This is a genomic window from Rhodococcus sp. DN22, assembly GCF_036669995.1.
Lineage (GTDB): Bacteria > Actinomycetota > Actinomycetes > Mycobacteriales > Mycobacteriaceae > Rhodococcus_F > Rhodococcus_F erythropolis.
In genome coordinates, this window is record NZ_CP133326.1 from 625,106 (window position 1) to 647,257 (window position 22,152).

At 62.6% G+C, this 22,152-nt stretch carries 19 protein-coding genes and 1 riboswitch; of the genes, 12 read left to right on the forward strand and 7 right to left on the reverse strand.

Annotated elements, in window-relative coordinates; genetic code table 11:
- Positions 1–5: 5 nt before the first annotated feature.
- From RA302_RS02870 to RA302_RS02880, 3 genes are all read right to left on the reverse strand, one after another.
- Complete coding sequence (locus tag RA302_RS02870) at positions 6–3,899, reverse strand: Pls/PosA family non-ribosomal peptide synthetase (protein WP_238054162.1); 3,894 nt, start codon at positions 3,897–3,899, stop codon at positions 6–8.
- A 122-nt stretch (positions 3,900–4,021) separates the two neighbouring features.
- Positions 4,022–5,875 carry a BCCT family transporter gene (locus RA302_RS02875; protein ID WP_007727149.1) on the reverse strand — a complete coding sequence of 618 codons (1,854 nt, stop codon included), beginning with the start codon at positions 5,873–5,875 and terminating at the stop codon, positions 4,022–4,024.
- Positions 5,876–6,303: 428 nt separating this feature from the next.
- Positions 6,304–6,708, reverse strand: a complete 405-nt coding sequence (locus tag RA302_RS02880) for a hypothetical protein (protein WP_029254361.1) — start codon at positions 6,706–6,708, stop codon at positions 6,304–6,306.
- A 39-nt stretch (positions 6,709–6,747) separates the two neighbouring features.
- On the opposite strand from RA302_RS02880, the gene RA302_RS02885 reads away from it, so the two are divergent.
- A complete protein-coding gene (locus RA302_RS02885; RefSeq protein ID WP_046377860.1) occupies positions 6,748–7,074 on the forward strand; it encodes a hypothetical protein in 327 nt (108 codons plus the stop codon).
- A 1-nt stretch (position 7,075) separates the two neighbouring features.
- On the opposite strand, the gene RA302_RS02890 is transcribed toward RA302_RS02885, so the two are convergent.
- Positions 7,076–7,216, reverse strand: a complete 141-nt coding sequence (locus RA302_RS02890; protein WP_003941170.1) for a hypothetical protein — start codon at positions 7,214–7,216, stop codon at positions 7,076–7,078.
- Positions 7,217–7,460: 244 nt separating this feature from the next.
- Between RA302_RS02890 and RA302_RS02895 the strand changes: the two genes are divergently transcribed.
- From RA302_RS02895 to RA302_RS02930, 8 genes are all read left to right on the forward strand, one after another.
- Positions 7,461–8,192: an SDR family oxidoreductase gene (locus tag RA302_RS02895; protein ID WP_070796423.1), complete on the forward strand. Its 732-nt coding sequence runs from the start codon at positions 7,461–7,463 to the stop codon at positions 8,190–8,192.
- A gap of 151 nt (positions 8,193–8,343) precedes the next feature.
- Positions 8,344–9,711, forward strand: a complete 1,368-nt coding sequence (locus tag RA302_RS02900) for a cytosine permease (RefSeq protein WP_021333723.1) — start codon at positions 8,344–8,346, stop codon at positions 9,709–9,711.
- Positions 9,712–9,741: 30 nt separating this feature from the next.
- On the forward strand, positions 9,742–11,322 hold the full coding sequence (locus RA302_RS02905; protein WP_021333724.1) for a hydantoinase/oxoprolinase family protein: 1,581 nt from the start codon (positions 9,742–9,744) through the stop codon (positions 11,320–11,322).
- Positions 11,319–12,428, forward strand: coding sequence for a DUF917 domain-containing protein (locus RA302_RS02910; RefSeq protein WP_069147315.1), 1,110 nt, complete (start codon positions 11,319–11,321; stop codon positions 12,426–12,428). The genes RA302_RS02905 and RA302_RS02910 overlap by 4 nt, the downstream gene beginning before the upstream one ends.
- Positions 12,429–12,434: 6 nt before the next feature.
- On the forward strand, positions 12,435–13,493 hold the full coding sequence (locus RA302_RS02915; RefSeq protein WP_166501726.1) for a DUF917 domain-containing protein: 1,059 nt from the start codon (positions 12,435–12,437) through the stop codon (positions 13,491–13,493).
- Positions 13,490–15,025, forward strand: coding sequence for a helix-turn-helix domain-containing protein (locus tag RA302_RS02920; RefSeq protein WP_020906015.1), 1,536 nt, complete (start codon positions 13,490–13,492; stop codon positions 15,023–15,025). The genes RA302_RS02915 and RA302_RS02920 overlap by 4 nt, the downstream gene beginning before the upstream one ends.
- Positions 15,026–15,085: 60 nt before the next feature.
- Positions 15,086–15,200: riboswitch (SAM riboswitch) on the forward strand.
- A 53-nt stretch (positions 15,201–15,253) separates the two neighbouring features.
- Entirely contained in the window at positions 15,254–16,579 is a 1,326-nt protein-coding gene (locus tag RA302_RS02925) for an aminotransferase class V-fold PLP-dependent enzyme (RefSeq protein ID WP_021333729.1), read from the forward strand.
- Positions 16,580–16,789: 210 nt separating this feature from the next.
- On the forward strand, positions 16,790–17,404 hold the full coding sequence (locus RA302_RS02930) for a hypothetical protein (RefSeq protein WP_020906017.1): 615 nt from the start codon (positions 16,790–16,792) through the stop codon (positions 17,402–17,404).
- On the opposite strand, the gene RA302_RS02935 is transcribed toward RA302_RS02930, so the two are convergent.
- The gene (locus RA302_RS02935) at positions 17,383–18,261 is read right to left on the reverse strand and encodes a PaaX family transcriptional regulator C-terminal domain-containing protein (protein WP_308198304.1); all 879 of its coding nucleotides are present in this window, start codon (positions 18,259–18,261) and stop codon (positions 17,383–17,385) included. The genes RA302_RS02930 and RA302_RS02935 overlap by 22 nt on opposite strands.
- Before the next feature lie 89 nt (positions 18,262–18,350).
- Here RA302_RS02935 and RA302_RS02940 point away from each other — a divergent pair, with 89 nt between their 5' ends.
- A complete protein-coding gene (locus tag RA302_RS02940) occupies positions 18,351–19,403 on the forward strand; it encodes an alpha/beta hydrolase (protein WP_338479319.1) in 1,053 nt (350 codons plus the stop codon).
- Positions 19,396–20,607, forward strand: coding sequence for a saccharopine dehydrogenase NADP-binding domain-containing protein (locus tag RA302_RS02945; protein WP_070387091.1), 1,212 nt, complete (start codon positions 19,396–19,398; stop codon positions 20,605–20,607). The genes RA302_RS02940 and RA302_RS02945 overlap by 8 nt, the downstream gene beginning before the upstream one ends.
- Here the strand turns inward: RA302_RS02945 and RA302_RS02950 are convergent, their stop codons facing one another.
- Entirely contained in the window at positions 20,608–20,952 is a 345-nt protein-coding gene (locus tag RA302_RS02950) for a hypothetical protein (protein ID WP_019746690.1), read from the reverse strand.
- Positions 20,953–21,045: 93 nt separating this feature from the next.
- Positions 21,046–21,423: a hypothetical protein gene (locus tag RA302_RS02955; RefSeq protein WP_134998476.1), complete on the reverse strand. Its 378-nt coding sequence runs from the start codon at positions 21,421–21,423 to the stop codon at positions 21,046–21,048.
- Between the two features lie 63 nt (positions 21,424–21,486).
- Here RA302_RS02955 and RA302_RS02960 point away from each other — a divergent pair, with 63 nt between their 5' ends.
- Complete coding sequence (locus RA302_RS02960) at positions 21,487–22,065, forward strand: CGNR zinc finger domain-containing protein (protein WP_166501727.1); 579 nt, start codon at positions 21,487–21,489, stop codon at positions 22,063–22,065.
- The last annotated feature ends 87 nt before the right edge of the window (positions 22,066–22,152 follow it).

The window sequence follows — 22,152 nt, forward strand, 5'->3', positions numbered from 1 at the left end:
CGGCTTCACGACGCCACCCACGGTGCAATCGGATTGCCCTGCCAGCGGGTGGAGGGCGGAACGGTGTCACCTCGCATCACCAGAGATGCAGGCCCTACCGTCGCTCCCGCGCCGATGCCGGCTGCGGGTAGCGCGACACAATGCGGTCCCAGCGTTGCTCCTGCTCCCAAGGTGACGGTGTCCATGGACATGATCCGATCATGGAAGAGATGAGTTTGCACGACGCACCCCCGTTCCACTGTCGCTCCGTCGCCCAAAGTCACAAGATCTGCCTCGGGTAGCCAGTACGACTCACACCAAACGCCCTTGCCGATCTTGGCCCCGAGCCCACGCAAGAAGATGTTGAGTACGGCAGTACCAGTCGCTGCGCGAGCGAACCACGGCGCTGCGACGGTTTCGACGAACGCGTCGGCTACCTCGTTGCGCCAGACGAACGAACTCCACAGCGGATGCTCGACCTTGGCGATGCGCCCGACGACGATCCACTTGGCGGCGATGGTGATCGCGCCGGCCACTGCTCCGGCAACGAGCAGAATTACGCCGCTCAACAGAGCCGCGAACCAGAATCCGACGGCGCCGACCAGTGCTTCGAGTGCAAACAGAACACCGAGACCGATGCCGAACGTGACCATCACGGGGATCAGTCGGCAGGTTTCGACCACTCCGCGGGCGATCTTGAGTCGCATCGGCGGATTGAACGTGCGGGCGGCGTCGGTGTCCCCGGCAGCCCTTCTCAGACGTACCGGTGGACTACCCAGCCACGATGATCCGGACTTGGCCTTGGACGGGGTGGCCGACAGAACCGCCACGAGACCGTTCTTGGGGACGCGTCGACCGGGTGCGGTCATACCGGAGTTGCCGAGGAACGCACGCTTGCCGATCTTCGCCTGTTCGATGTGCATCCAGCCGCCGCCGAGGCCGTAGCTCGCAACCATGGTGTCGTCGGCGAGGAATGCGCCGTCGGCGACCGTCGTGAACTTGGGAAGGAGGAGCACGGTGGATGCTTCGACGTTCTTGCCGATCTTGGCGCCGAGGAGGCGGAGCCATCCCGGCGTCAGCAGGCTCGCGTAGAGCGGGAAGAGGAAGGTTCTGGCCGAGTCGAGCAGGCGTTCGGTCGCCCACACCTGCCAGCCGATGCGGCTGCGGACAGGGTGGTAGCCGGGGGTCAGCCCGATCGAGAGAAGACGAACGGCCACCAGTGTGACGACTGCGAAGACGAGCAAACTCAGGATGGTCGCGACGGGAAGCATGATCAGCGATTGGAGCACTGCACTCGCGAGCGTGTCGGTGTCGCGGATCCACCAACCGATCAAGGCGATTCCGGCCATCAGAGCGAAGATCGGCATACCGGCCAGGAAGACCGAGGTGACGCCGTATACCGGCACCCAGCCGGGTGCGCGCTTCGGATGTTCGGCCGGCCAAGGATGATTCGCTTTCCCGACCTTGGTGGCGGGGGAGCCGGCCCACTGCTGGTTTGCCTTCACTCGGCCGAACACCGCAGATCCGGGTTCGACGACGGCGTCCCGACCGATACGCGCGCCGGGCAGAAGCGTCGAGCGTGAACCGACGGAAGCGCCGTCGCCGATCTTGATCTCACCGATGTGAATGACGTCGCCGTCGATCCAGTGGCCCGAGAGGTCGACTTCGGGTTCGACGGAGCAGCCGTCACCGAGTTCGAGCATGCCGGTGATGGGAGGAAGTGTGTGGAGATCGACGCCGCTGCCGATGTCGGCGCCGAGGGCGCGGGCGTAGTAGAGCATCCACGGTGCGCCCGAAAGGTTGGCTGCGCCACTGGCTTCGGTGAGTCGCAGCGCTATCCACAGACGCAGGTGTTCACTACCACCTCGCGGGTACGTTCCTGGTTCCAACTTGCGTAGGAGCAGGCGCGCCCCGACGACGGCGATGGTCATACGGCCGATCGGCGTGATGAACACGATGAACGCCAACAGGATCCACCACCACGAGACCGTGGGTGCCCAGCTGACGTCGACGAACCAGCCGAGGACGTTGTTCGCGATCGCCAGCCACGTCACCCACTGCAGTCCGGTGAGCGTCGTGAGTGGAACGGTGACGGCGATCTGCGCCAGCTGAGTTTTCAAGGGTGTTGGAGCGACGATGCGCGGCTCCACAGTTTCGGTGGGTGCCAATTCGTCGAGATATTCGGCGAGCGATCCCAACCGTGGATGGTCGTAGAGTTGTGCGACGGTCACTTCTGGGAACCGCTCGCGCAGGGCGGTCACCAACTGAGCAGCAGAGAGGGATCCGCCGCCCACTTCGAAGAAGTCGTCGTCGAGTCCGGTGATCTGGGCTCCCAGGATCGATCCCCACAGACCGGCAACCCAGGCGGCGGTGCCGTCGAGGCCCAACGCGGCCCCGGCATCTTCACCGGCGCCGGGCAACGGCCACGGCAGCGCATTGCGGTCGACCTTGCCTGACGTACGCGTCGGAAGTTCGTCCATCAACGCCAGACGCGGCACGAGGGCTGCTGGTAGCTGCTCGCTGAGCAGTGCATGAGCGGCCTTGAGATCGAAGTCGGGATCCGTGCTGGCGATGTATCCGACGAGGAGCTGGTTGCCGGCTGCCGTCTTCTTCACGGCTGCGGCAGCGCCGCTCACGCCCGGCAGGTTCTGCAAGGCGTTGTCGACCTCACCGAGTTCGATGCGCCTGCCGCCGAGCTTGACCTGATCGTCCGCGCGGCCCTGGAACATCAGGCCGGTGGTCTCGAGCCGGACCAGGTCGCCGCTTCGGTAGGCGCGTTCCCACCCGAGCGAGGGCATCGACGCGTACTTCTCGGCGTCCTTCGCGGGATCGAGGTAACGGGCGAGGCCGACGCCGCCGATCACCAGCTCGCCCACCTCGCCGACCGCGACGGGATTGCTCTGGGCGTCGACGACGGCAAGGTCCCAGCCGTCGAGGGGGAGGCCGATGCTGACGGGGCTCTTGCCGTCCATCAGTGCGCCGCAGGCGACGACGGTTGCCTCGGTGGGGCCGTAAGTGTTCCAGACCTCGCGGCCCTCGACGGCCAGGCGCTCTGCCAGTTCGGGTGGGCAGGCTTCGCCGCCGAAGATCAGGAGTCGAACGGCTTCGAGGGCCTCGGCCGGCCACAGAGACGCAAGCGTCGGCACAGTGGAGACGATGCTGACGTCACGCGAGACCAGCCACGGGCCGAGGTCCATGCCGCTGCGAACCAGCGAACGAGGAGCCGGGACGAGGCAGGCGCCGTGGCGCCACGCGAGCCACATCTCCTCGCAGGACGCGTCGAATGCCACGGAGAGTCCCGCGAGGACGCGGTCACCAGGCCCGATGGGCTCGTCCTGGAGGAACATGCGCGCCTCGGCGTCGACGAAGGCTGCGGCATTGAGGTGAGTGACCGCGACGCCCTTGGGCGTGCCCGTCGATCCTGAGGTGAAGATGATCCAGGCGTCGTCCTCGGGTTCGGGTTCGCGAACCGGTGGATGTTCGAGCCGCTTCGGCGCCGTCCCCGGCTGGATTCCGTCGCCGGTGATGATCGCCGCTACCTGCGCCTCGCCGAACACCAACTCGGCGCGCTCTTCCGGATCGTCGGCGTCGACGGGAACGTAGGCGGCGCCCGCCGCGAGGATCGACAGGATCGCCACGTACAGCGAACGCGAACCTGACGGCATCCTGATTCCGACGCGGTCACCTGCGCCGACGCCGGCATCACTGAGCCAGCGCGCACCGAGCGCGATCTCGTCGAGCAACTCCGAGTACGACAGTGTGGTGTCGCCGTCGTCGATGGCAGGTGCTTCCGGGTTGGCCTCGGCTGAGGCCCGCACGATGTCGATGAGCGTGCGCGGCGCAGGTGCATGCGCCGACCGTAGGAATACGGACGGAATCCCGAAAGATTGTTCCGTCTCCGACTGCGACTGGAGTGGCAAACCCGTTGGTCCTGTTCTACTCACGAAACTTAGAGTCCTGCGAACTGTCGAGTTGAAAGTCTCATGACAAGTTTGCGAGTTGGTGAACAGATATGCCTAATGCAACATGCCGAACGTGCCGGTCAGTCCGTACTGGCAGCTTGCGCGTGGCCTTCTGCCGAGTCGGCGAACTCGGGTGTGTCGAACACCTCTCCGCCCAGCGGATCGACGACCTTCGATTCCTCGGAGAAGTCGACGGCGCCGGTATCCGGGTCGATGTTGACCGCATGGGCGGGAACTTCGTGGACCGCGACGAGCATGTGGGCGTCGGAGGGATCCGTCATGATCCCGCTTTGTGACGGGGTGAGCCCGGCGAAGGTCGACGAGATCTTCAGATCGCGGAGCCGCTTTTCGGTGGGTTGCGGAACGTCGGTCGATGCCGAGGCATTTGTAGAAACCCGCAGGTAGCGTGGTGCCGACGCGACCTCGTATCGGAACGCCTTCAGCATCGACAGACATGCAAGCACCATGATGACCGAGAACGGTACCGCCGTGGCGATGGCAACGGTTTGCAGCGCCGTGAGCGATCCACTGCCACCCACGATGAGGAGAACTGCGGCCGCGGCACCGGAGAGGAACGTCCAGTAGACACGCGTGATCTTGGAGGTCTCCAAGCTGCCGCCGGTCGCGAGGATGTCTATGACGATCGAGCCGGAGTCCGCGGACGTGACGAAGAAGAACACGATCACGACGATCGCGAGAACACTCGAAATCGTTCCGAGCGGAAGTCCGTCGAGAAGCGTGAACAGCGACGTGTTGGTGTCCACTGCGCCGGATGCGTCGAGCATCGTGCCCTCGTTGCGCTGACGCAGAATGCCGGAGTTACCGAAGATCGTGAACCACAACGAACCAACCAGCGTCGGGGCCAGCAGCACACCGAAGACGAATTCGCGGATGGTGCGGCCGCGTGAGATGCGCGCGATGAACATGCCGACGAACGGTGCCCAGCTCATCCACCAACCCCAGTAGAAGATGGTCCATGCGCCCTGCCAGCCGTCTTCGGCGAACGGGGACGTGCGCAGCATCAGTTCGGGCAAGGCCTGGACGTATCCGCCGAGGTTCTGCACCCACGACTGCATGAGGAACAGCGTCGGTCCCAGAATCAGGACGAACAGTGCCAGCGCGGCAGCGAGCATCATGTTGATGTTGGAGAGCCACTTGAGGCCCTTCGTGACACCGGAGACGACCGAGAAGGTCGCCATGCCCGTCACGATGACGATGATGGTGATGACCAACCAGTTGTCGGTCTCCACCCAGCCGAGGTAGTCGAGGCCGGCCGAGATCTGCTGGACACCGAAGCCCAGCGACGTCGCGACACCGAACAGTGTGCCGACGATGGCGACGACGTCGATGGCGTGGCCGATCTTTCCTTCGATGCGAGCCCGTCCGAGGAGCGGCTCGAGCAGCCAACGGATCGAGAGCGGGCGACCCTTTCGGTAGGTCATGTACGCCAGACCAAGGCCGACGACGACGTAGATCGCCCATGCATGCAAGCCCCAGTGGAACAGCGTCAGTTCCATGGCTTGATTGGCTGCGGCGTCCGTGGATCCGGCGATCTGCCCGGCGACGGGTGGGGTCACGTAGTGCGAAAGTGGTTCGGCTACTCCGTAGAACACGAGCCCGATGCCCATGCCGGCGCTGAAGAGCATCGCGAACCACGAGAGCATCCCGAACTCGGGCTGCTCGTCGTCACGTCCCAATCGGATGTTGCCGATGCGGCTGATTCCGCAGTACAGCGCGAAGATCACGAAACCGGTGGCCGAGAGGATGTACCACCAGCCGACGCCGTCGCTGATCACGTTGTTGAGTGTTTCGAAAGCATCCGCGGCGGTTCCCGCGTAGATCACGGCAAAGGCGATCAGGGCAAAGATCACTATCGACGCGGGGATGAACACGGGTTTCCGTAGTTCACGCCACGCAGTTTTGACCGCAGTCATTCCACTCCTCGAACGTTCAGGCATTCACAGCGCCCATCAGGGCGGCCACGTGTCACGCGTAGGTGGGCGTTTCGCTCACACCATCGCAGGTCAAGACCGGGCTATTGCTTTGAAATTCAACGTAACGTCAAGTTTCGGTCAACTCAACTGGACGAAAGATGCTGCACTGTCGCGAAAGTTCTCACTGGATGCCGTAGTTCCGGTTGTAAATCGTTGGGTAATAGTGGCATTGGGCCATGAGTGGAATGCTGAACGGCGAATTCGATTGGTACGGTGAGTTGAATCGGTCGAGTCGACGCTCACCGATTGACCACATTTGTCAAACTCGGCGAAACAGCCTGTCTGTCAGGTGGTTAACTCCTGGCGTGCTTGCCCGATCGTGGCGGTCAGGTGTCGATACCTAACTGTGATTGTGATGGTCGCAACTATCAGTGATGCGGGCCCTGTTCGCCCCGCTGAGCGTCGATCAGATCCATCGCATCCTTCAGGCCCAAGCCCGGATGCAGTTCGCGTAGTGCCTTGATTGCCGGAATGCGGTCGTCAGTCGACGCGAGTGCGCTACGGACGTCGTCGGCGGGGATTTCGGTGGGGGCAGTTGTCCCTTCCCACCACACCGACTGAGGTTTGTTCCTGTTTCGCCAGGCTTGGACTGCGTAGTAAGCAGACCCGACCGTCGCGAAAAGCCAGATTGCGAGGAATGTCCAATTCCAAGCTGTGGGTTCTGTGATGACCTTGTCGATGGTGCTTGGGCCGAAGAAAACGAGTAGCCAAACCAGCACGATCGTCTGCCACCATCGCTCGACGCGCCTGCTCGGATTCCACCACTCTGCCATCGACCGATACTCGCACAGGGCTGCTGTTTCGGTGCGACGATGGAGATCATGGAGATTCGTGATGCGGTGGAGCGACTTCGGGCGGATTCCGGGACCTCGATGATCTTCGGAGAACCGCACCAGACCAGCGACGGATCGACGATCATCACGGTTTCGCGACTACACCGGCAGTGGCGGGGCGACCCGATACCGGTGCCAGTGGGAGTGTTCTCGATCCACGAGGGTGAGCCGTCGTGGTCACCGGCCGTCGATCACACCAGGGCGGCTTTGATGGGGGAGTTCATCGGGCTGGCGGCCGCGGTGATCGCAACCCTGGCAGTTCTACGTCGACCGCCCTGGCCTGATGTGACGATTCGGAAGGGGTGACTCAGAAGGGGTGACCCAGAATTACGCCGATCAGTTGGAACGGCATCGCGAGGAACATCGATCCGACGTAGAGCGGATAGCGAATCGGGTCGCCGGCGAGGTAACCCTCGGCGAGCCAGGCCATGACATCTGCTGATCCCATATTCGTTACTTCCCTTCGCGGTTGTGGTTCACCGACATTTTCGGTCGTGGGAGTTGTTTTGTTACAAGCGAACTCGAAGGAGGAGTGCATGTGACGGCAGTTTCGACGCAGCAAACGTCGTCAAGCGAGATCCCCGGGGGCGGCAATCTCTACCAGCTAATTCTCGATACTTAGCACTGTGTAGTGGTGAAATCTGTGCATTCTGCACATGTCGGGACAATTCGGTGAGCCTTACAGTCGCTGCATGACAACGACACCTTCTCCTCTCTCAGGCAAGACCGTCGTACTGATCGGTGGCGGAACAGGCATCGGGCTGCGGGTGGCGCACCTTGCCGTCGACGCCGGCGCCCAGGTAGTTCTCGGTGGCCGAACCGCATCCAAGCTGGAAGCAGCGGCCACGCAGCTGGGTGAGGCGGCGCACTGGTTCACCGTCGACACCTCCGACGACGACTCGGTGAAAGCGTTCTTCACCAACATCCCCAGCGTCGACGCTCTCTTCACCACGGCTGCCGATTACCAGGTCGGCTCGTTCCGCGAACAGAGCGTCGAGGAAGCGGCGTCGCCGTTCACCTCCAAGTTCTGGGGGCAGTACCGCGTCGTGCACGCTGCGCTCGACAAGCTGACACCCACCGCATCGGTGGTCCTCATGTCCGGTGCTGCCAGTGTGCGGCCACCCGCGGCTGCCGCGGCCTACGTTGCGGCCAATGCGGCAATCGAGGGGCTCGGGCGGGGGCTGGCGGTCGAGCTGTCGCCGATTCGCGTCAACACCGTTGCTCCCGGAACCATCGACGGGCATCTGTGGGCTCAGCGTCCGGCGGAGGTTCGGGAGGCGGCGTTCACCTGGAGTGCGGAGAACAACGTGCTCGGCCGCGTCGGGAACGAAGACGAGATCGCACAAGCGGTGTTCTATCTCTTCACCAACACGTACACAACGGGTTCCACGCTGTACCCCGACGGCGGGTACGCGTTGCGCTAGACCCGTGCCATTTGACGACTGTGTGAAATGACGACTGTGCGAAATGCATTGTCGTAACACGAAGAAACGCCAATTCGCCCATAGGCGTGACCCCGGCCACATTCGTACCGTCTTCTCCGAGAACACTTCCCAACTATTCGAGGAGTCCGTCATGAAAAACACATCAACGACCGCCGCCGGCGGTGAAGTGTCCGACGGTGACGACTACGCGCTCACCCGCGTTCCCGACGAAGCACGGTATTCGTGGTTCTCGGTGGCAGTACAGCGATTTGGTCAGGTATCGGCACTCGCACAGTTCCTGCTCGGTGCGACGCTCGGCTACGGCATGACGTTCTGGAATGCCTTCTGGGCATTGACAGTCGGGGCGGTGATTCTCGAGGTCGTCTGTATTTTCATCGGCATCATCGGGGTTCGTGAAGGGCTCAACACGTCGGTGGTCGCACGCTGGTGTGGATTCGGGCACGCTGGTTCCGCGGTGATCGGCCTGGTGATCGGAGTCAGCCTGATCGGTTGGTTCGGCATCCAATCTGCTGTCTCTGCATCAGGTTTGCACGGAATCATGCCGTTTCTGCCGCAGTGGGCGTGGGCCCTGGTCTTCGGCCTTCTGATCACCGCGATAGTCCTTCGCGGATTCGGCTCGATGCAGCTGATCGCAAACATCACCGTTCCCCTGTTCCTGCTTCTGGTGGGTTGGGCCGTCATCGCCGAACTGCGCAATCACTCGCTGTCAGATCTGATGGCATCTGCTCCAGCCGGACCGGAGCTCAGCTTCCTCGCCGGAACCACCATCGTCGCAGGCGGTTTCATTGCCGGAGCAGTGATCACACCCGACATGACGCGATTCAACCGCACGGCGGGTGACGTCGTGAAGCAGACACTCGTCGGAATCACATTGGGCGAATACGTGATCGGATTGACCGGTGTACTTCTTGCGCATGCCGTTCGCAGTTCCGACATCGCCACGATCATCCTGTCGTCGGTCGGCTGGGTCGGCGTTCTCATCATTGTTCTCGGAACTTTCAAGATCAACGACTGGAACCTGTACAGCTCGGGGCTCGGCATCGTGAACTTCATCGACGTAGTGTTCGGGCGACGCATCAATCGCGCCGTCGTCACAGCTGTGGTCGGCGTGACCGGTTCGATCCTCGCGGCTGCCGGAATCCTGAACTCGTTCACCGACTTCCTGATCCTGTTAGGCGTCGGATTCCCGCCGATCGCCGGAATCATGGTGGCGGAGTACTTCATCGTCAGGACCTGGCGCAAGGACCTGGAGGAGAGTCGAGCCGCGGGTACCCTCCCGAACTCGGCGCCCACTTGGGTACCGGCCACGTTGGTGATCTGGATCGTCTCGGCGCTGATCGGGCATTACAGCACCTTCGGTTTGCCGTCCATCAACGCGGTGGCCTCGGCATTCGTTCTCTACGTCGTCGCGGGTCGACTCGGCCTGATTCGCGGGGTCGGACGCACCACAACCGAAGCGCCGCAAGAGCCTTCGGGAACATCTGCGCTCACGCACTAGCACTGCAAACACTGTAGAAGGGAGTTCGCGATGCGAATCGGAATCGACGTCGGTGGTACAAACACCGATGCGGTCCTGATGGACGGGACCACCGTCATCGGGCATGTCAAACACTCGACCAGCAAGGACATCACCGGCGGAATCGGCGGAGCTCTGACGGCGCTGCAGCAGCAGTACTCGTTCTCTCCCAGCGCTGTTCAAGCAGTGATGATCGGCACGACGCACTTTCTCAACGCTCTCATCGAGCAGCGAGGACTTGCACCAACAGCGGCTCTGCGATTGGGGCTTCCGGCGACCGCAGCGCTTCCGCCGATGGTGGGGTGGCCGCGAGACCTGGTCTCCGCTGTGCAAGGAAGGCACTACCTCGCTCACGGTGGGCACGAGTTCGACGGTCGTCGTATCTCACCGCTGGATCCCGACGAGATTCGTCGCCATGCCGCCGACATGGCTCGCAGCGGTACTCGTTCGGTCGCAATATCGTCGGTGTTCTCTCCGGTCAATCTCGAATGCGAAGCGGCGGCAGCGGAGATCGTGCGTCAGGAACTCGGTCCGGACGTCGCAATTTCGCTCTCTCACGAGATCGGTCGAGTGGGTCTACTCCAGCGGGAGAACGCGACCATCATCAACGCTGCGCTGCGCGAGCTTGCCGATCACATCGTCGACGGTCTTGCCAGTTCTTTGGTCGAGCACGGCATCGCCGCACCGCTGTATCTGAGCCAGAACGACGGAACCTTGATGGACATCGAGTACGCAAGGCGTTATCCGGTGGCGACTTTCGCGTCGGGACCGACCAACTCCATGCGAGGCGCCGCTGTTCTGTCCGGTCTGGCCAGCTGTGCGGTGATCGACATCGGGGGCACCACAACCGACGTGGGCGTACTGACCAACGGTTTCCCTAGAGAAGCCACCACGGAGGTGACGGTCGCGGGGGTACGGACCAATTTCCGTATGCCGGACGTCTTCTCGATCGGTATCGGTGGTGGTTCGCTGGTGGATGCGGACGGACTCACAGTCGGACCCGAATCTGTGGGATACGAATTGGGTTCACGGGCACTCGTATTCGGCGGTGACACGTTGACGGCCACCGACATAGCCGTCGCGGCAGGCTTGGCCGACGTCGGAGATCGCAGTGCGGTGGCACACCTCGACCGCGGTCTGGTGTCGACGGCACTCGACCGGATCTCGCGCCGGGTCGCCGACGCCGTGGAACAGATGCGGACCACGTCGGATCCACTTCCCGTTGTGGCGGTTGGCGGGGGATCGGTTTTGCTGGAGCACGAACTTCCCGGCCTGGGAACGGTGATTCGTCCTGAGCGCTTCGACGTTGCCAATGCGATCGGCGCTGCGATCGCGCAGGTCAGTGGTGAGGTAGATCGAGTCGAAGCGGTACGGGACGGGCGCAGGCAGATTCTTGCCGACGACGCTCGCCAGGAGGCGATCGATCGGGCAGTCGCAGCAGGCGCACGGCCCGAGTCGGTGCAGATCGTGGAGTTCGACGAGGTCCCGATTCCGTATCTGCCGGGCAACGCAACACGTATTCGAGTGAAGGCAGTCGGTGACTTGGCACTGCACAGTGGTCTGGTCTCCACCGGTCAGGAAGGCTCACGATGAGTTGGACACTACGAACGGCAGACCTCGACGACCTCGCCAGGGGCGCAGCTTTGTTGGGGACCGGCGGCGGGGGAGATCCGTTCGTCGGCAAGATGTTGGTCACGCAGGCGCTCGGGGAAGCCGGTGAAATCACGATTCTGGATCCGGCGGAGCTCGACGACGACGCGTGGGTGATCCCCGTCGCGCAGATGGGTGCACCGACCGTCGTGGTCGAGAAGATGCCGCGCGGAACCGAACCCGAGCTGGCGCTGATCACATTGGAGAAGCACACGGGGCGAACTGCAGATGCCACGATGCCGATGGAGTGCGGCGGGATCAATTCGATGATTCCGTTGCTGGTGGCAGCGCGGCGCGGACTGCCGGTTGTCGACGCCGACGGGATGGGACGAGCCTTTCCTCAGCTCGAGATGGAAACCTTCTCGGTGTACGGGATTTCGGCGAGTCCGCTCGCCATGGCGAACGAGCACGACGAGGTGGCGATCTTCGACACCGGCAGCGACAACGCCAGATTGGAGGGCCTCGCTCGCGGGGTGACGTCGAGGTTCGGTGGGATGGCGCATATCGCGCAGTACTCGATGACGGGTGCAGATGTGAAGCGGACGGCGATCCCACGGACTCTGTCGTTGGCCTTGGCCATCGGTCGGTCCATCAGGCTTTCACGTGAGCAGCGGGTGGACCCGGTTCAGGCGCTGGTGGACGGTCTCTCCGACACGCTTTACGGATACGGGCGAGTTCTCTTTCACGGCAAGGTGATCGATGTCGACCGGCGAACCGATGAGGGGTTCGCTCGAGGTTCGGTGCGGATCGCCGGCGTCGGAGACGAAGAGCTGGAAGTTCAATTCCAGAACGAAAATCTGATCGCCGTGCAATCCGGAGTAATGGTGGCGATCGTGCCAGACCTTATCTGCATCGTCGAGGCCGACACTGCCGAGCCCATCACCACCGAGGGATTGCGGTACGGGCAGCGAGTTGCGGTCATCGGGATCGCGACTCCGCCGATCATGAGAACACCGGAGGCACTGGCGGTCTTCGGCCCGGCAAGCTTCGGACTCGATCGCCCGTTCCTGCCGGTGGAGACACTCGAGCAACCTGTACTGGCAGAATAGCGAGCCGTGAGCAGGCTGCACGCGGTCCGGGAGGCCGACCTCGACGCGATCGCAGCGGGGGCGGTGGTCTTGGGCTGCGGTGGGGGCGGCGATCCACGCCTGTTCGTGGAAATGCTGCGTCCACTGATGACGTCAACGTCGGTAGAAGTCATCGCGCCGGACCAGTTGCCGTCCGGGGCGATGATCATGCCGGTGGGAATCGTCGGATCGGCCCTGGCTTTGGAAGAGCAACTGCCCTCCGGGCATGAGTTTGCCGACACTGCAGCAGCTTTGACGCGGTGGACTGGTAAACGTCCGACCGCGGTGATGACTTTCGAAGGCGGTGGACTCAACGCTCTCTCCGGCATTGCGGCGGCGTTGGCGTTGGGAATTCCCGTGGTCGACGCCGACCTGCTCGGTCGAGCGATGCCGCGGCTCGATCACTTCTCTCTCGCCGCAGCCGGGTTGGAATTGTGCCCGGTCACCCTCGCCCAGCCCGGCGGCCTCATTACCGTCGTCGACGGAGTGGATGTGCTGGGCGCCGAGGTAGCAGTGCGGTCGTTGATCGGGAGAACCAGCGGTTGGGGCGCTCTGGCGATCGCGTCGATCGATGCGCGGACTGTGCAGGAGGCGTGCATTCCGGGAACTCTGTCCCGAGCATATGAACTGGGTCAGCACGTCGGGCCCCTCGGCAGTTGGCGGGAGATCGCCGAAAGCTCCGGGGGGCGAGTAATGGGGACAGGCCGGGTGCGTGCGGTGCGTCGTAGTCGCCCGAACGCCGGCGATCGTCGGGGCAACGTGATTCTCGAACACGATTCTGCGGTGATACGAGTCGAATTCGAAAGTGAGTTCCTGACCGTCGCGTCGGACGGCGAGATGATTGCGACATGTCCGGACATCGTGACGTTGCTCGACGTCCGGACCGGTGCCTTCGTCTCGTGCGAATCAGTGCACCAGGGGCAAGATGTGGCCGTGTTGGTTCTGCCCGGCCCTCAGTGGTGGGCGGAAGATGTGAGCAGGTTGAAAGTTGTCGGCCCGCGGGCCTTCGGGATCGACCATGACGCAGTGCTGATGGAGGCGCAATGAGCGCGAGTGTGTCGGCGTTGCTGAACAACCCGATCTTTGTCGGGTTGTATCGACTTGCCGGCGAAGGTGATCCCGTCGTGACGACAGTGGGAGCGCTCACCGGGGAATCGGCACAGTCAGCCGAGGCCGTGTCGGGTGCGGCGGGTGCAGGATCAGTTCTGGTGATTCTCGATCGAATCGACGTCGGGGAGTGGAGATTCGACGCTCTCCTTCGACGCACGGCGGCGACCGGCTGCCGGGTGCTCGCGGTACACAGCACTGCGGCGGAGGATGCGAATCTCTCGTTGCTTGCCGATCGCCTCGGGCTGGTGGTGCTCGGAGTATCCGACCCGTGGCAGTTCAGCGTGGATCTTCGTGATCTTCTCTCGAATTCGCGGGCGGTGATGGCCGACGCGGTACTGCGGGCGACACACGCGGGCCAGCGGGCCGGCGGAAGCGTCGAGAATCTTCTGTCGGTGCTGCTGAACACATTTCAGCGTTCGTTCATCCTCCTGGACGCGTCCGGACGCCCGCTGACCGGCGCCGATTTGTTGTCCGACGCTGATCGAGCAGCCGCCGGTATGTTGTCGGGCCGCGGGGCGCCCACCACTGTTGAATTGGACTCCGGCGGGGTCCTGATTGCGTGCCCGGTGATGTCCGGCGCAGCCCGAGAGCCCTGGCTGGCGGTGCTGCTCCCGGTGCGTCAAAGCGTCGAAGAGGCTTCTCTCTCAGTGGTTCTCGACGTGGCCTCGTTGGCTGCCGGGCACCGACTGGCCGTTGCACGCATGGTCGACGAGCGTGAAGCGCGCCGGCGTAGCGCGCTACTCGGTGAACTGATCGACACGTCAGCAGACGCCACACCCGGACTGCTCCGGCGCGCACTCGACGCGGGTTGGGCACTGGACGGATGGCATATCGGCATCAAAGTCCTGGCGGTCGGTGAGGTCGACCTGGTGGCCAGGCGCAGTGAGGTCGCAGACGCCCTCGCCGCCGAGGGAATCGACGCCAATGTCGTGGAACAGGCTGACGGCTGGGCAGCGTGGACCACTCTGCCGGGCGAGCCGCGACCGGAGTCGATCACCAGGATCGCCGAGAGCATCCGTGCAGCTCAGGCGAGGTTGGAACCCACGATGGAGACCTGGGTCGGTGTGGGACGCGCACACGACGGTCCGGCTGGAATCGGTGCGTCCCTGTCTGAGGCCGGGGATGCCGCTCGGCTCGCGGGTTCGAGGTCGCAGACAGGCCGCTTCCTGCACGTGGACCGCCTGGGTCTGGCGCAGTTGCTGCTGGCGTGGACGCGAACCGACACGTTTCAGCCCGCAGCCGCGGCACTGCTCGCGCCGCTACGCGATTCGAATGGAGAGTTGCTCGAGACTCTGTCGACGTACCTCGACGAAGAATCGTCTCTGGCTCACACCGCAACCCGAATGGGCTTGCACCGCAACACCGTATCGAGTCGGATCGATAGAATTCAGCGCCTTCTCTCGGTGGATCTCGCAGATCCGGAAACGAGACTCGCGCTCCACCTTGCTTGCCGGACCATCGCGCCCTGACGGAGATCTTCGCGGCTTCGTCTTGACAAGCACGGGAGGTTCCTGCCATCCTCGTTGCCAGGTCACGAGTACCAGTGTTCAGCCCCGGCTTGCTGGTCGGCAACCCTCCTCCGCGGTGGGGTGCTCCGGGTGACGACCCGGCTGCGTTCGAAAACGAATGCGGCAAGCGCGGACTCTTCCGGGGCCATCACCCGACGAACGAGTCCTTGAACGTGAGGATTGTCTTCGATGACTGCTGTATTGAGTGCCGACACCTGCTGCACCACCGCGATTGCCAAGGTTTCGGGTGCTGACCTGCAGGTTCCATTGGTTCAGGGCGGCGAATGCTCCTACGCCAACTTCGACTACGCCGCGAGTGCGCCGGCATTGGCCCAGGTCACCGACCGTATCGCCGAGTTGCTGCCGACATACGCCAGCGTCCACCGCGGTGCCGGCTACGCGTCTCGGATCTCCACGCTCACCTACGAGAACGCTCGTGAATCCGTTGCTCGTTTCGTGAACTGTGCCGACGATCAGGTTGTCGTCTTCACCCGGAACACCACCGATTCGCTGAACCTGCTTGCGCAGTGCGTCCCCGGCAGCACCGTCGTCCTCGATGTCGAGCATCACGCAAACCTGTTGCCGTGGAACGACGCTCGTATCGTCACCGCTGCAGACACCATCGAAGAGACGATCGAGCGTCTGATCGGTGAACTGTGCACCAAGCCTGCAGCGCTGCTCGCAATCACCGGTGCCTCCAACGTGACCGGCGAGATCCTGCCGATTGCACGCTTGGCTGACATCGCTCATCGTTGCGGCGCACGTATCCTCGTCGACGCAGCTCAGCTGGCTCCTCACCGTCGCATCGACCTGCAGGAATGCGGGGTCGACTACATCGCTTTCTCCGGTCACAAGCTCTATGCGCCCTTCGGCGCGGGTGTTCTGGTCGGACGCCGTGACTGGCTCGACGAGGCTCAGCCGTACCTCGCCGGCGGCGGCGCCGTGCGTGAGGTGACCATCGAGTCCACGGAGTGGGCCTGCGCGCCTGCCCGCCACGAGGCAGGTTCCCCCAACGTTCTCGGTGCGGCAGCCATCGCGACCGCATGCGAAACCCTGCACGCGCTGGACTTCGACGTCATCGCCGAGCACGAGAAGGCACTCACCGCCCAGCTCACCGACGGATTGTCCGCCATCGAGGGCGTCTCGCTCGTGCGACTGTGGAATGACGCACCGGACGCCGTCGGAATCGTCACCTTCACCGTCGACGGATTCGAAGCGGGCGAAATCGCCGCATTCCTCTCCGCCGAGCACGGCATCGGAGTTCGCGACGGTCGCTTCTGCGCACACCCGGTTCTCGCACGCCTCGGCCTCTCCGGCGGTGCAGTTCGCGCCAGCCTCGGCCTCGGTAGCAGCTCGGACGACGTGACGCGGTTGGTAGACGCCGTGAACATCCTGGTTTCGAATCAGCGTGATTGGAACTACGCCAAGACTGCCGGTGCGTGGAACCCCGTGCCCGAGACCCGCCCCTTCCTCGGAGCCGCAGACGACAACGCCGGCGCAGCCGAGTGCGTCTGAGCTGAGCTCGGTCCCCGAAAACTCGAACGGACAACTAGCATGGCAGCCATGGCACCAGCGGATTTCCCCGCCACCCCTTCGAGAGTGAGCATCACTCTCGGTCAGTGGTGCCGTCGCCATGTCGATCTGTGCCGCACCTCGTCAGGAATGTGTTCGGGCTGACGATTCGTCTCGCTCATCCCATACTTTTCTGATTTTCGGAGGTCTCACATGTCTTCACGCGCTTCGCATTCTCTGCACGTAGCGGTCGAGTTGACCGGATCCGGTCACCATCCGGCAGCTGAGGGCGCACCCGGCAACCTGCCCATCATCGGCGGCGACTACTGGGTGGACCTCACCGAGGGCGAAAAGGCTCTCGATTTAGCTTCATTCCCTACCAATGTGGTTCGGATTCGCGCTGCGGACCTGCGTGAGGCACAGCTCGAACGTGCACGGATACGCGCTGCTGTCGCCGAAGAAGGGCGCGATCCCGACAGCGTCGCAGTACTGGTCGATCTCGAGATTCTGATCGCGCCGGAAGCTCGCTCCGCCCGTAAAGAGCTTGCACAGTTGGACAGCGCGTTGACGGCGCCGCGGGTTCCCGTTTCGCTTCACTACGTCGGAACGCCTTCCGGTCTCGGCAGTTTGATCGCCGATATCCGAGCTGCCGAGGTCGCCGACGGCGTTACGTTGCTGCCTCTAGCATTGCCTCGCACGCTCGAGCATCTGGTGGACAGCACCATTCCGTGGCTTCAGGATCGCGGACTTGTCACACCGTCCACCGCAGTCGACGAGGTTCTCGGGCGTTTCGGACTGCCGCCCCGTCAGCGCACGCTCGCGTCCTGATCGTCACCGATTGCATCTGAGTACAGGTGGAACAGCGACGGTAAGTCGTCGGCACCGTCCACCTGTGCCAGAAGCGTCCAGCATTGCGCAGTGATCGACCGAGCCCTCGTGCCGATCCAGTTGGTGGGCAGTAGTTCCGGTGGCAACAGCGGATCCGGTTCCATGGCTCGCGTGAATTCCGCCGCGAGTTCGATGGTCATCGTGACAGCATCGGTACCCGGACTGTTCTGCAGTTTGCGCAGGCGTGCGGTCGCTACGTCGAGTAGCCGTTCGTATCCGTCAGCGATCTGGTCCAGTGGCCACAACTGCGCGGCAATCTTCACGGGGTCTTCGAGCATGCCCACTTTCAGATCTCGAGTGGTGAGAGAAGACAGGTGCTGTTCGACGTCGAGTTCGGCGGCCGCATCGCGAATATACGGTTCCCAGGCGTGCGGCGAGACGTACAGACCGCCCTGGACGAGCGCGCCGCCGAGGTAAACGACCCTGGTGCGCAGCGCATCTCGCGCTTTCCGTGACGACTCCGGAATTGCGAATCCGGCCAGGTGCCAATACCCGTCCCACGGTGTCACAGTGTCGCGGTCTTGTTGATAGGCCAGCCGAACGAATTCGACGTCGGGTTCCATCTCGCGCAGGGCTTTCGGCGTTGCTCGTAGCGTGGCCTGCCGCCCGCGACCTTCCTGAGTGAACTTCCCCTCGGTGACCAACCGCTTGATGCACAGCCGAACCTGTTGATCAGTTTTGTCGAGGGCGTCGGCGGTGGCATAAAGGGTGCGTCCGTCGACAGTTCCGTCCGTGCGCAGTAGTCCCTCGATCAAGATCCTCGTGGGTACATCGACGTCCCTGTCGGTCATCGCCATGTCCTTTCCTCGCTTCTCGACATCTTCGCCCACAACTGTACTATCGAATGCAATACGATCGTTTCAAATTCGTACGTTAGGACGGGAAGATGGCAGCGGAATCGATGAGCGGGGGCAAGAGTAAGCCTCGTTTACGCAGGTGGGTGGGTACTTTCCTGGCGGTGGTCGTTGTTCTGATCGCGACTCTGGTGGGCTGGACGCTGTACCAGAACACCTATGACATCCGTGAGGAAAAAGTGACGATCACCGGGGGATCGGTGCCGCTCCAGGGAGTCCTTGCACTGCCCGAACACGGTGACGGTCCCTTCGGGCTCGTGGTTTTCGTCCACGGAGACGGCCCGGTCGATGCAACACATGAGACGTTCTATCGACCGGTGTGGGAGGCGTTCGCAAAGGCGGGGTACGCGTCACTCTCCTGGGACAAGCCGGGGGTGAATGGGGCACCGGGCAATTGGCTCGACCAGAGCATGGACGATCGCGCGGCAGAAACGGAAGCGGCAATCGAGTGGGCGCGGGGACGTTCGGATATCGATCCGTCTCGTATCGGTCTGTGGGGTGCAAGCCAGGCAGGGTGGGTGATGCCCAAGGTGGTGAACCTCGACCCGGACGTAGCGTTCGTCATCGCCGTGGGTCCCGCGATCAACTGGCTCCAACAAGGCGAATTCAATACCCTAGCCGAACTTTCCGAGAGAAATGCGTCGGCCGACGAGTTCGAGAAAGCGCGGGTCGATCGTGCGAAGAACTTGGATCAGTTGGCCCGTGATGCATCGTACGACGATCTCGTGGCCTCCGGCGAGGCCGACGGTCTCACCGAAGACCGGTGGAACTTCATCCGAAAGAACTACCTCTCGGATGCGCGAGCCGATCTCGAATCCGTGAAGGTTCCGGTGCTCTTGATCGTCGGCGGACAAGACGTCAACGTCGACGTGGCTGATACCGAAAGGGTGTACCGCGAATTACTTGACTCGCCAGGGCACCTGGTGGTCAAGAAGTACCCCGACGCCACTCACTCGATTGTGGAGAAGGACCTCGAAGACTCGGAATTGATGTCGGCTCTGGTGGCCGTTCTTGCTCCCCGTTCGATCTTCGCTCCCGGCTATCTAGCGGATCAGACTGCATTTTTGGAGGGAATTCATGGCTGACGGAATCACGGTTGTCGCACTGGGTGGTGCCGGTGCCATGGGCTCGGCAGCAGTTCGTCTGGCCGCAACATTGCCGGGAATCGGCAAGGTAGTAGTCGCGGATCGCGATATCGATGCTGCGAAGCGTCTTTCAGTTGAACTGGCGCAGGCGTCAGCGGAAGTCGAGGCGCGCAGCATCGACGTCACGGACGGTCGCACGCTACGTGAATTGCTTGACGGCGCAGACGTGGTCGTCAATACGGTCGGACCGTTCTTCCGTTTCGGCGTCGGCATTCTCCAGGCAGCGATCGAGACCGGGACTCACTATCTCGACATCTGCGACGACTGGGAGCCGGCCGTCGACATGCTGGAATTGGACTGTGCCGCGAGGGGAGCCGGAATCTGTGCGGTAGTCGGCATGGGCGCAAGTCCCGGGATGAGTAACCTCCTGGCCGCGATGGCAGTCTCGCGATTGGACGTGGTCGACGATCTGTATACAGCCTGGCCGGTTGATGTCGAGGGCGAGGACGAGTCGGTGGACACATTGAGTGCAGCGGCCGTTCACTGGATGCAGCAGATCAGCGGCACGGTTCCAGTGGTTCGTGCGGGGCGAATCGTCAACGAAGAACCGTTGCGTTCCATCGCACTCGAACTGCCCGGCGGACGTCGGGGGAACGCTTACGTGGTCGGGCATCCGGAGCCGGTGATGTTTCATCGGACCATCAATCCTGCAGGGCATTCGGCAAATCTGATGGTGATCACACCGGAAACCGTGGCGTTCCTCGACGTTCTCCGCTCCGATATCGACAAGGGGAGAATCGATCTCGACTCGGCTGCTGAAGAATTGGGCAAGCCCTCGCTCCGGCGGATGATCCGTGCTGCGCCTCGAATGCTCACGCGTGCCGGTCATGGATCCTTGCCGTTGTTTTTCGCCTCGGCGACCGGGGTGCGCGAAGGTCGAGAGATGCGCGTCGTGGCACGGATCGCTGACGATTCACCGGTATCGGAGTTACTGTCGGACATGGCCGGTGCAACCGGAATCCCCTTGGCGCTCGGCCTTGCTCAGGTGGTGTCCCGGCTGGCCGACGGAACGATTCGGGATCGGGTCGGTGTGCACTCAGCCGAGAGTGTCATCGACCCGGACGTTCTGTTCACTGCACTGGCGCGGTTGTTCGGTCGAACCGACTGGCGTGACATCGTTACCGTCGAATCCGAGTTTCGCTAGTCAGTTCGCGGCGTGCGATCCGATGCGACTGCGGATTTCGGTCTCGACGCGATCTGCGTCCTTGGGGCTGAATGAAGGCGCTCCGCGGCCGGCGAGGGTGAGTACCACCGCGGTCTCCTTCCACGGGCGTGAAAGATCCAGGCTGTACCACGAGCTGAAATCTGTTGTTCCCCAAATTCGTAAGCGTCCACTCAGCCATGACATGACTCCGAGGTCGACGGATTCGATCTGTGAGTACGGAACGAACTTGCTGACAAACGGGAAGTAATAGTGGCGGATCGTGACGCCCTGATCGTCGATCCGGACGGTCCTGTCCTCGTAGATCGTTGATGTCCCTGTACTCACAGTGAAAACCCGGTCCCTGCTGTTCGACGCTCTCGGCGGATGCCGAAAACCAACCATACAGTCTCTGCTGGGAGCGGGTGGCACGCCCGAGTCTCAGGCGCTGGTAGTCCTCGCGACGACGAGATCGCTCACCGCGATCTGAGCGTTGCCGATTGCCGCCTGAACCGGTTCGCAACTACTCGATGCTCTGGCGAGCGCAAGAACTGCGGTGAGTAAGGCGGCGTCGGGCTCTCCTTCGAACGGTCCGCTCTGGACGTCGAACTTTCCAGCTCGCAACTGCTTTCGGGCATTGATTCCAAGTTGTGAAATGACCTCGTCCATCGCGATCAGGCACTGGGCGAGTGCGCCGATCGACCAGTAGAGATCGGCAGCGACGACAGGCGTCTCCGATGCCACGGTGCCGGCGCGGCGCAATCGGTGATGAGTGTCTCGGAGTATCTCGGGCAGTCTGTGGTCTGCGCAATGTTTCATCCCGCCGCCTCCGTAAGGTGTAAAGTTGTGTTATTCAATTACGGTAAGGCAGGACGGTAAGGGATGCAAGTAGTTTTAGACGATTACGTCGTCGGTGCGTCGTTCGCGACCGACCTGGTCAACACCTCGCCCCGCGTGTGGGTGGAGGCAGGCGACGCGTTGCGTGATCCTCAGGCGCTTCACGATCTACTGGATGAACATGGACTCTCGCCGGATGCGCTCCGCAACGGGCGTCGGCTTACCGGCGGTGAACTTGCCGACGTGCAGGCACTCAGAGAGGCGATTCGTTCGATTCTCGATGCTTCGACCTCCGACGAACTCGTTGATCGCACTGATCGACTCCTGCAGACTGTCCCGCATCACGTTCGACTCGTGCCTGATGCCCAGTTCGACTATCGATGGAATGCGGTACCGGACAGAAGAATCGATCTTGCGGGTGAGCTTGCGTTGTTGATCGGCTTCTCGTTGCTGGGGACTCTGCGCACATTGGGGTACGAACGATTCCGCCCATGCGCGTCGCCGACGTGCAACGGGGTGTTTGTCGATACAAGCCGGGGAGGGCGACGCCGCTACTGCATGCCGGCGTTGTGCGGCAACCGAATCAACGTCGCGAATCACCGTCAACGGCAGCGTCGTACTTAGCGTCTGCGCTTGCCCGGTCGATAGTGACAATCGAACAGAGTGCGGCCGACTGTATGGGGAACTTCAACGAGATACAGACCACGTCAG